This window comes from Chitinophaga sp., assembly GCF_036566945.1.
GTDB lineage: Bacteria > Bacteroidota > Bacteroidia > Chitinophagales > Chitinophagaceae > Chitinophaga.
Genome location: NZ_DATCVJ010000958.1, coordinates 1 through 6,802 on the forward strand (window position 1 = coordinate 1; position 6,802 = coordinate 6,802).

10 protein-coding genes are annotated in these 6,802 nt (G+C 42.8%); 4 read left to right on the forward strand and 6 right to left on the reverse strand.

Annotation, left to right across the window (positions count from 1 at the left end; translation table 11 throughout):
• Nucleotides 1-149: 149 nt before the first annotated feature.
• The 3 genes from VIP81_RS28870 to VIP81_RS33820 form a co-directional block, all read right to left on the reverse strand.
• Nucleotides 150-506: a type II toxin-antitoxin system MqsR family toxin gene (locus VIP81_RS28870; RefSeq protein ID WP_331969832.1), complete on the reverse strand. Its 357-nt coding sequence runs from the start codon at nt 504-506 to the stop codon at nt 150-152.
• Between the two features lie 624 nt (nt 507-1,130).
• A complete protein-coding gene (locus VIP81_RS28875) occupies nt 1,131-1,355 on the reverse strand; it encodes a helix-turn-helix transcriptional regulator (protein WP_331969836.1) in 225 nt (74 codons plus the stop codon).
• Nucleotides 1,356-1,383: 28 nt separating this feature from the next.
• Nucleotides 1,384-1,605, reverse strand: a complete 222-nt coding sequence (locus VIP81_RS33820; RefSeq protein WP_414649405.1) for a helix-turn-helix domain-containing protein — start codon at nt 1,603-1,605, stop codon at nt 1,384-1,386.
• A 155-nt stretch (nt 1,606-1,760) separates the two neighbouring features.
• Here VIP81_RS33820 and VIP81_RS28880 point away from each other — a divergent pair, with 155 nt between their 5' ends.
• Entirely contained in the window at nt 1,761-1,994 is a 234-nt protein-coding gene (locus VIP81_RS28880; protein ID WP_331969839.1) for a hypothetical protein, read from the forward strand.
• Between the two features lie 55 nt (nt 1,995-2,049).
• Here VIP81_RS28880 and VIP81_RS28885 read toward each other — a convergent pair whose 3' ends face one another.
• The 3 genes from VIP81_RS28885 to VIP81_RS28895 form a co-directional block, all read right to left on the reverse strand.
• Nucleotides 2,050-2,451, reverse strand: a complete 402-nt coding sequence (locus tag VIP81_RS28885; protein WP_331969842.1) for an RNA-binding S4 domain-containing protein — start codon at nt 2,449-2,451, stop codon at nt 2,050-2,052.
• 79 nt (nt 2,452-2,530) lie between these two features.
• Complete coding sequence (locus VIP81_RS28890) at nt 2,531-3,901, reverse strand: dipeptidase (protein WP_331969844.1); 1,371 nt, start codon at nt 3,899-3,901, stop codon at nt 2,531-2,533.
• Between the two features lie 167 nt (nt 3,902-4,068).
• Nucleotides 4,069-4,533: a response regulator gene (locus tag VIP81_RS28895; protein ID WP_331969847.1), complete on the reverse strand. Its 465-nt coding sequence runs from the start codon at nt 4,531-4,533 to the stop codon at nt 4,069-4,071.
• 389 nt (nt 4,534-4,922) lie between these two features.
• Here VIP81_RS28895 and VIP81_RS28900 point away from each other — a divergent pair, with 389 nt between their 5' ends.
• The 3 genes from VIP81_RS28900 to VIP81_RS28910 all read left to right on the forward strand — a co-directional run.
• Entirely contained in the window at nt 4,923-5,501 is a 579-nt protein-coding gene (locus VIP81_RS28900) for a LemA family protein (RefSeq protein ID WP_331969850.1), read from the forward strand.
• Nucleotides 5,502-5,619: 118 nt separating this feature from the next.
• Entirely contained in the window at nt 5,620-6,078 is a 459-nt protein-coding gene (locus tag VIP81_RS28905; RefSeq protein WP_331969853.1) for a TPM domain-containing protein, read from the forward strand.
• Between the two features lie 36 nt (nt 6,079-6,114).
• Nucleotides 6,115-6,802 (forward strand): TPM domain-containing protein (locus tag VIP81_RS28910; RefSeq protein WP_331969856.1); only part of this gene is annotated, 688 nt, incomplete at its 3' end.

The following is a 6,802-nucleotide window of genomic DNA, read 5'->3' on the forward strand; positions in this document are numbered from 1 at the left end:
CCAGTCGTTCGTCAGTAAACATTTCTTTGCTATCTACACATAAATAGTAGTTAAAGAGAATGGTAAAGGTTTCTTTCCGGAATACCAATTCATCTTCTTTCACCATCCGTTTCATTTCCTTGCCGGTAATTGGACTTTTCATATGTTATTCATTTAAACTGATAGACTATTGCTATTTCTGATTCATGAAAGGACAGGCAAACCACCGGGGTACCGGTTTCACCAATAGAGAACTTGATATAGAGTTCTGCATGTCTGAATGTTTTGCCAAACACAGCTACACTTTTCCAGGGATATTTCTCATCCTCATCAGGTCCACCATAATAATCTGTTGCTTTGATACTGGCAATGATTTCTATTTGCTGTCGGGCTGTTATGCCGAACTCACTGAGTGTTTGCGCATTCTTAGTCCGGTTATTCATGAATAAAATACCATCCTGTTTTATGCGTTTCTTTATCTCCTTCAATAGCGTTTCTACTTCTGCCAGCGTATTAAGTTTAAGCATAATCTTGCCTATAGTTATATGGTTAATAACAACTTTATAGTTTTAAACTATAGGGTGATTAGCTTATTTTATACAGGTTAACTTGGCTTTTATTCAACTTTAAAGTTGTACAAAAATAATCCACTTTTTTGAGATCGCAAAAAAAACAAAGAATTTTGAAAAATAAATAATGGATGAGCTACTATTCTCCGGAAACGAAGAACATAATTAGGAGTATGTTTTATTGAATCGGTAAAAGGATTTTTTCTCCTGAAAGTGAAGGATTACGGGTTATTATAATAAGCACAATTGATTTCCCAGTATATTGAACGGTATTTATTTCCCTACTTAGTTACTACTTATTGGATGCCTAGGACTCGTCTATGTATGGTACTATCAATACTGTATCAATACTGTTACATTACACTACTACCGCTCTTATACCGCACTATCATCGCACTATCATCGAACTATCATCGAACTATGACTTGTCCTGCTATAGCTATACAGGTGGATAAATAATCCTGATATTGTTTTACATATCTATATGCCGGAGTTGGGTATTTGATATTATATTTATAATTCTTCCGCCCTTTTTTAATGTACCGGTCTGTTAGTGAGCCTGCAAAGGCGGACTGAAGAAGGTTAACTATTAAGTAGTTCCGATGGGTTTACTTCCAGAACAAGGGCTATTTGCAGCAGCGTGGTGTATCTAATATCTAGCTTACCTCTTTCCATTTTCCCAATACTAGCGGAATCAATATTACAACGTGAAGCCATTTCCCGCTGGCTCCAGCCGTTGCGTTCGCGAAACAGCCGAATGTTATTGCCAAGTGCTTTGAGACAAGGCGAATCTTTATTGGTTGCCATGAATTTTAGAAGGAGGTTTACATCGGGTCTAACAATCAAATAATTCACATGGAGTTACGTCTAGTACTTTGGCTAGTTCGAGAATAGTAGAAAACCTCACGTCAACTCTCCCCTTTTCCATTTGACCTAAATTGGAAAAATCAATACTGCAATTAGTAGCCATTTGGCGCAAGCTCCATCCCTTTTGCTCCCGCAATTGGCGCAATTTATTGCCGAACAATTTTAGTTCTTCTAGCTTATTGGTATCCATATTCTGGAATCGAATATGGACAAAATGAATAGAAAATTTGTGTGCGAATAAACACACATTGTTATAAAAAGCATTACCTTTGAATCATAATAGTAGAAACAAAGTCATTACAGCTGCTACCTAATTAAGAATTTGTTTAACCATAACCACACACCATGCAAACAACCAAAACCTCCACACACAATCCTCTCCGCTCACTCTTCGAAGGCTTCACCGGCAGCGCCATGAAATTCCGCGAAAAAGTTTGCCTCGAATGCGGCTGGAGTGAAAGTACCGTTTACAAAAAAATGCGTGAAACCGGGAATAACAAAGCCCTCAGCATTGCTGAAATGGAAAAAATAAAAGACCTGGCCTGGGAAGTGCAACAGGATTTAAAAGACAGACTTTAAAAAAACAAAAGGTGCCTCTGAAGTACAAAGAGGAACCTTTCCCGAAATTATATCACTACGCTTCTTCTTCATCCCCTTCCATAAAGCCTTCTATATTTCTGCGGTCCTTCTTGGTAGGGCGGCCAATCTTGCTTTGACGCTTACCTGTCTGGAATACAGACGCCACGAAAGCAGGCGCTAATTTGTCTTCTTCAGGGGTAGTATCTATATAATATTTGATCGCTTCACTATAGGCGACCCTGTTGGAAAGCAGGCCGGTTACTTCGAGCATCCATTTACGGCCTTCTGTTCTGATCTCAAATTTATCGCCTATGGATACGGGTTTAGCAGCTTTCACGGAGTTACCGTTCAACTTTACTTTACCGCCATCACAGGCATCTGAAGCCTGGCTACGGGTTTTAAATACCCGTATAGACCAGAGATATTTATCTACGCGTACTTTTTCGTTGTTACTCATAGTGAAGCTTTTAGCTTTTAGCTTTTAGCTATTAGCTTTTAGTCTAACGGCTAAAAGCTAATAGCTAAAAGCTGTTTCATTATTTACTCATTTCCGCAAAGAACTTGTGGAAATAAGGAATGGTTTCAATGCCTTTGTAGTAGTTCGCTAAACCATATTTCTCGTTAGGAGAGTGCAGGTTGTCGCTGTCCAGCCCAAAGCCCATCAATACTGTTTTCAGTCCCAGTTCCTTTTCAAACAGGGCTACGATAGGAATGCTACCACCGCCGCGAACAGGAATAGGATCTTTGCCGAAAGTAGTGTGGATAGCTTGATGCGCTGCTTTGAAGGCTACAGAGTCGATTGGTGTTACATAGGGACTACCGCCATGATGCTTGGTGACTTTCACTTTCACGCTCTTTGGTGCAATCGATTCAAAGTGTTTGGTGAACAGGTCTGATATTTCGTGCCAGTCCTGGTTAGGAACCAGGCGCATGGATATCTTGGCAAATGCTTTGGATGGCAGTACTGTTTTAGAGCCTTCGCCGGTGTAGCCGCCCCAGATACCGTTTACTTCCAGTGTAGGACGTATACCGGTTCTTTCAATAGTGCTATAGCCTTTTTCGCCCCAAACATCTGCTACGCCAAGATCTGCTTTGTATTCTTCTTCGTCGAAAGGAGCGGCATTCAGTGCTTCTCTTTCTTCTGCACTCAGTTCCTGTACTTTGTCGTAGAAGCCTGGGATGGTGATGTGGTTATTATCATCATGCAGGGAAGCGATCATTTTAGCGAGGATGGTAGCCGGGTTAGCTACAGCGCCACCATATACACCACTGTGCAGGTCGCGGTTAGGACCGGTTACTTCTACTTCCATATACGCCAAGCCACGCAGGCCGGTGTCTATGGAAGGGTTTTCCAGGCTGATCATGGAGGTATCTGAAATTAATACCACGTCTGCTTTCAGGCGTTCTTTATTTTCTTTCAGGAAGATGCCCAGATTCGCGGAACCAACTTCTTCTTCGCCCTCAATCATAAACTTGATATTACAGGGAATGGTGTTGGTCTTGTTCATCGTTTCAAAAGCCTTTACGTGCATGTAAAACTGGCCTTTGTCGTCTGCGCTGCCGCGGGCATATATGTTACCGTCTTTGATAACCGGTTCAAATGGACCACTATGCCACAGTTCCAGCGGATCTGCGGGTTGTACATCGTAGTGGCCATATACCAATACAGTTGGTAAGGATGGGTCTATAATCTTTTCTCCGTAAACAATCGGGTGACCTGCAGTCTGACACACTTCTACTTTGTCTGCACCAGCTTCCTGCAGGCGCAGTTTTACAGCTTCCGCACATTGCTGGGTATCTCCATTATGACGGGAATCCGCACTCACAGAAGGAATGCGTAACAGCGCCAGTAATTCATCCAGGAAACGATCTTTATTCTCTGCCTGGTAATCTTTCCAAACTTGCATGATTCAGGAAATTAAGTTCACAATGGGGTGCAAGTTAAAGGAAAATCAACATTCAGAAATTGCAGACACGTGGATTTTGATGAATGGCTACCCGTATGGGACTGCGCATAGCTAACGGAATGCTCCGTCGGGAACATGGCCAGGGGCATTGTTCACCCATAAATGGATCAGGAAATAAGCTTCTGTCGTACCAGGAACTCCAGTTTCTGGTTTACATCCAACAGTTTGGCTGTCAGTTCTTTGTTTTCTTTGCGAAGGGCATACACTTCATAGGCTTTGTCGATGTTGTGTTTCAGCTCTTCTTCGTTCCAGGGTTTGGAGAAATACTTGTATACCTGCCCTTTGTTAATGGCATCTACTACCGCGTTGATGTCGGCATAACCGGTAAGGAGCATACGTATTGGCTCGGGGTACCTTTCCAGTATTGATTCGAAAAACTCTATCCCGGTTGTTTTCGGCATACGCTGATCCGAGATAATGATGTGAAATTCCTGTTCTGTGAGGAGCTTTTCCGCTTCTTCCGCAGAGGTAGCCGTAACAACATTGTACAGCCTTCTGAAAGAAGCCTTAAAGGCATTCAGGTTGTGTATTTCATCATCAATATAGAGTATATGGATGTGTTGTGCACTCATTTAAGCAGACTTAGTTCCAAGTTATTGATAATAAATGAGTTAGAAACAATGAAACCTTCGATATCGATTTTGTTATCCATTCTGCCCCATTCACCTTAAATCATATAGTAAAACGTTCAACGTTTTACACGTAGCAAAGGTACATATAAACATACTGTTTTATGATGAATATTTCAAGGACGAATGAACTTTTTTAAAAAAATGCCGTTTCCTTATCCAATAGCTATTTAGTGGCTTAGTTTCCATATTTTCGTGTAGTTATGAAAAGCGTGCGTTTACGGCTTTTTTTATAGCGTTCACCGGTGAAAACAACACTTACGCCGGCAAGCCTCAAAACAGGAATAGGTTTTGCATCATTGCCGGCACTTAAAACTTAAATTTTAATTCAGATGAAAACAGGAATTATTGCAATCGTAGTACTCGTATTGTTAGTCATGTTTGGTTGTGGTAAATACAACGGACTGGTGACTAAAGATGAAAACGTGAAAAATAAATGGGGTGTGGTACAGAGTAGCTATCAACGCCGCGCTGACCTGATTCCTAACCTGGTGGCTACTGTGAAAGGTGCTGCTAACTTCGAAACCGAAACCCTCGAAAAAGTAATCCAGGCACGTGCCAGCGCTACCCAGATCAAGGTAGATGTGAATGACCTGAGCCCTGAAAAAATTCAACAATACCAGGCCGCACAAGGTCAGCTGAGCCAGGCTTTAGGCCGTTTACTCGCCGTGTCTGAAAATTATCCGGACCTGAAAGCAAATGCTAATTTCCAGAACCTGCAGGCGCAACTGGAAGGAACTGAAAACAGGATCAACGTAGCCCGAAACGACTTTAATGAAGCCGTAAATGCATACAACAGTTCCGTACGTACGTTCCCTAACAACATTATTGCCGGTATCACAGGTTTCAAAGCAAAAGGTTATTTCGAAGCCACTGCCGGTGCTGAAAATGCCCCACAGGTAAAATTCTAAACAACCCAAAATAGTATTTCCGCTTTTTTGTTATGGAGATGGGATCACAGCGGGAGGCCACTTTCGCTGCGATCCTTTCCCGTCTCCCCAAAACCGGAAACTAAAAAACAGATACAGCATGCGCATTTTCCCTTTTAAACGGAAAGAGATTTTTTCAGAAACGGAGAAAGACAGATTAGTGCAGGCGATCCGGATAGCTGAGCGGCTTACTTCCGGAGAAATCAGGTTGTTTGTTGAAAGTCATTGCACCTACGTAAACCCCATGGACAGAGCCAAAGAAGCATTTGCTTCACTGGAAATGGGCAAAACTAAATTGCGCAATGGCGTTTTGGTATATGTGGCCATTAAAGACCGGCAGTTTGCCATTCTGGGCGACCAGGGCATACATGAGAAAGTGGGAGATGACTTCTGGGTGAAAGAAGCCGGACTGCTGATAGAACATTTTCAGGACAATCGTATTATCGAAGGCATAGAAGCATGTATTGAGGAAATAGGTGCCTCACTCCGCACTTTCTTTCCACATGAAGCCGACAGCGATAAGAATGAACTACCCGATGATATCGTCTTCGGCAAATAAAGGCCACTCTTTTTAAACGATTTTAGCTTAGAAACAATGAGGATACTACGCTGGTTTTTACCGGGATTATTAATGATGGCGGGCTTGCTGGCAACAGCACAGAATATTCCGCCCCGGCCTAATCCTCCAACTTTAGTAAATGACTTTGCCGGTGTATTGTTGAAAAACGAAGATGATGCACTGGAGCAAAAAGTGGTGGCTTATTACGATAGTACTTCCACCCAGATAGCCATCGTTACACTGAAATCAATCGGCGACTACGATATTAGCCAGGTGTCGCTAAAAATATTACGTGATTGGGGGATCGGCACAAAAGGCAAGAACAATGGGATACTGATTCTTGTTTCCCTTGAAGACAGGAAGCTGAGAATTGAAACTGGTTCCGGTATGGAAGGCGCGGTACCCGATGCCGTTGCCAACGATATCATCAACACTATTATTAAGCCTAACTTCCGGGAAGGACATTATTATGAAGGGCTGAATGGTGCCGTCGATGCGGTTATAAAAGCAGCAGCAGGCGAGTATCGCGCAGATCCAAGGCAAAGCAAACCAGGCATCAGTCCGGGGGCCATTTTCCTTATCATAATGGTGATTGTGATTATAGCTTCTCTCATTAGCCGCGGTGGTGGCGGTGGAAGAGGCGGAGGAGGCACTACCTACAATAGGCGCGGAGGCTGGATATGGCCGGTATTAGGCGGTATGGGAGGCTTCAGCGGTGGCGGCG

Bases quoted from the DNA above. Each gene is read 5' to 3' on its own strand.
- VIP81_RS28870 (WP_331969832.1), bottom strand. From the start codon at position 506: ATGCTTAAACTTAATACGCTGGCAGAAGTAGAAACGCTATTGAAGGAG.
- VIP81_RS28875 (WP_331969836.1), bottom strand. From the start codon at position 1,355: ATGGCAACCAATAAAGATTCGCCTTGTCTCAAAGCACTTGGCAATAAC.
- VIP81_RS33820 (WP_414649405.1), bottom strand. From the start codon at position 1,605: ATGGATACCAATAAGCTAGAAGAACTAAAATTGTTCGGCAATAAATTG.
- VIP81_RS28880 (WP_331969839.1), top strand. From the start codon at position 1,761: ATGCAAACAACCAAAACCTCCACACACAATCCTCTCCGCTCACTCTTC.
- VIP81_RS28885 (WP_331969842.1), bottom strand. From the start codon at position 2,451: ATGAGTAACAACGAAAAAGTACGCGTAGATAAATATCTCTGGTCTATA.
- VIP81_RS28890 (WP_331969844.1), bottom strand. From the start codon at position 3,901: ATGCAAGTTTGGAAAGATTACCAGGCAGAGAATAAAGATCGTTTCCTG.
- VIP81_RS28895 (WP_331969847.1), bottom strand. From the start codon at position 4,533: ATGAGTGCACAACACATCCATATACTCTATATTGATGATGAAATACAC.
- VIP81_RS28900 (WP_331969850.1), top strand. From the start codon at position 4,923: ATGAAAACAGGAATTATTGCAATCGTAGTACTCGTATTGTTAGTCATG.
- VIP81_RS28905 (WP_331969853.1), top strand. From the start codon at position 5,620: ATGCGCATTTTCCCTTTTAAACGGAAAGAGATTTTTTCAGAAACGGAG.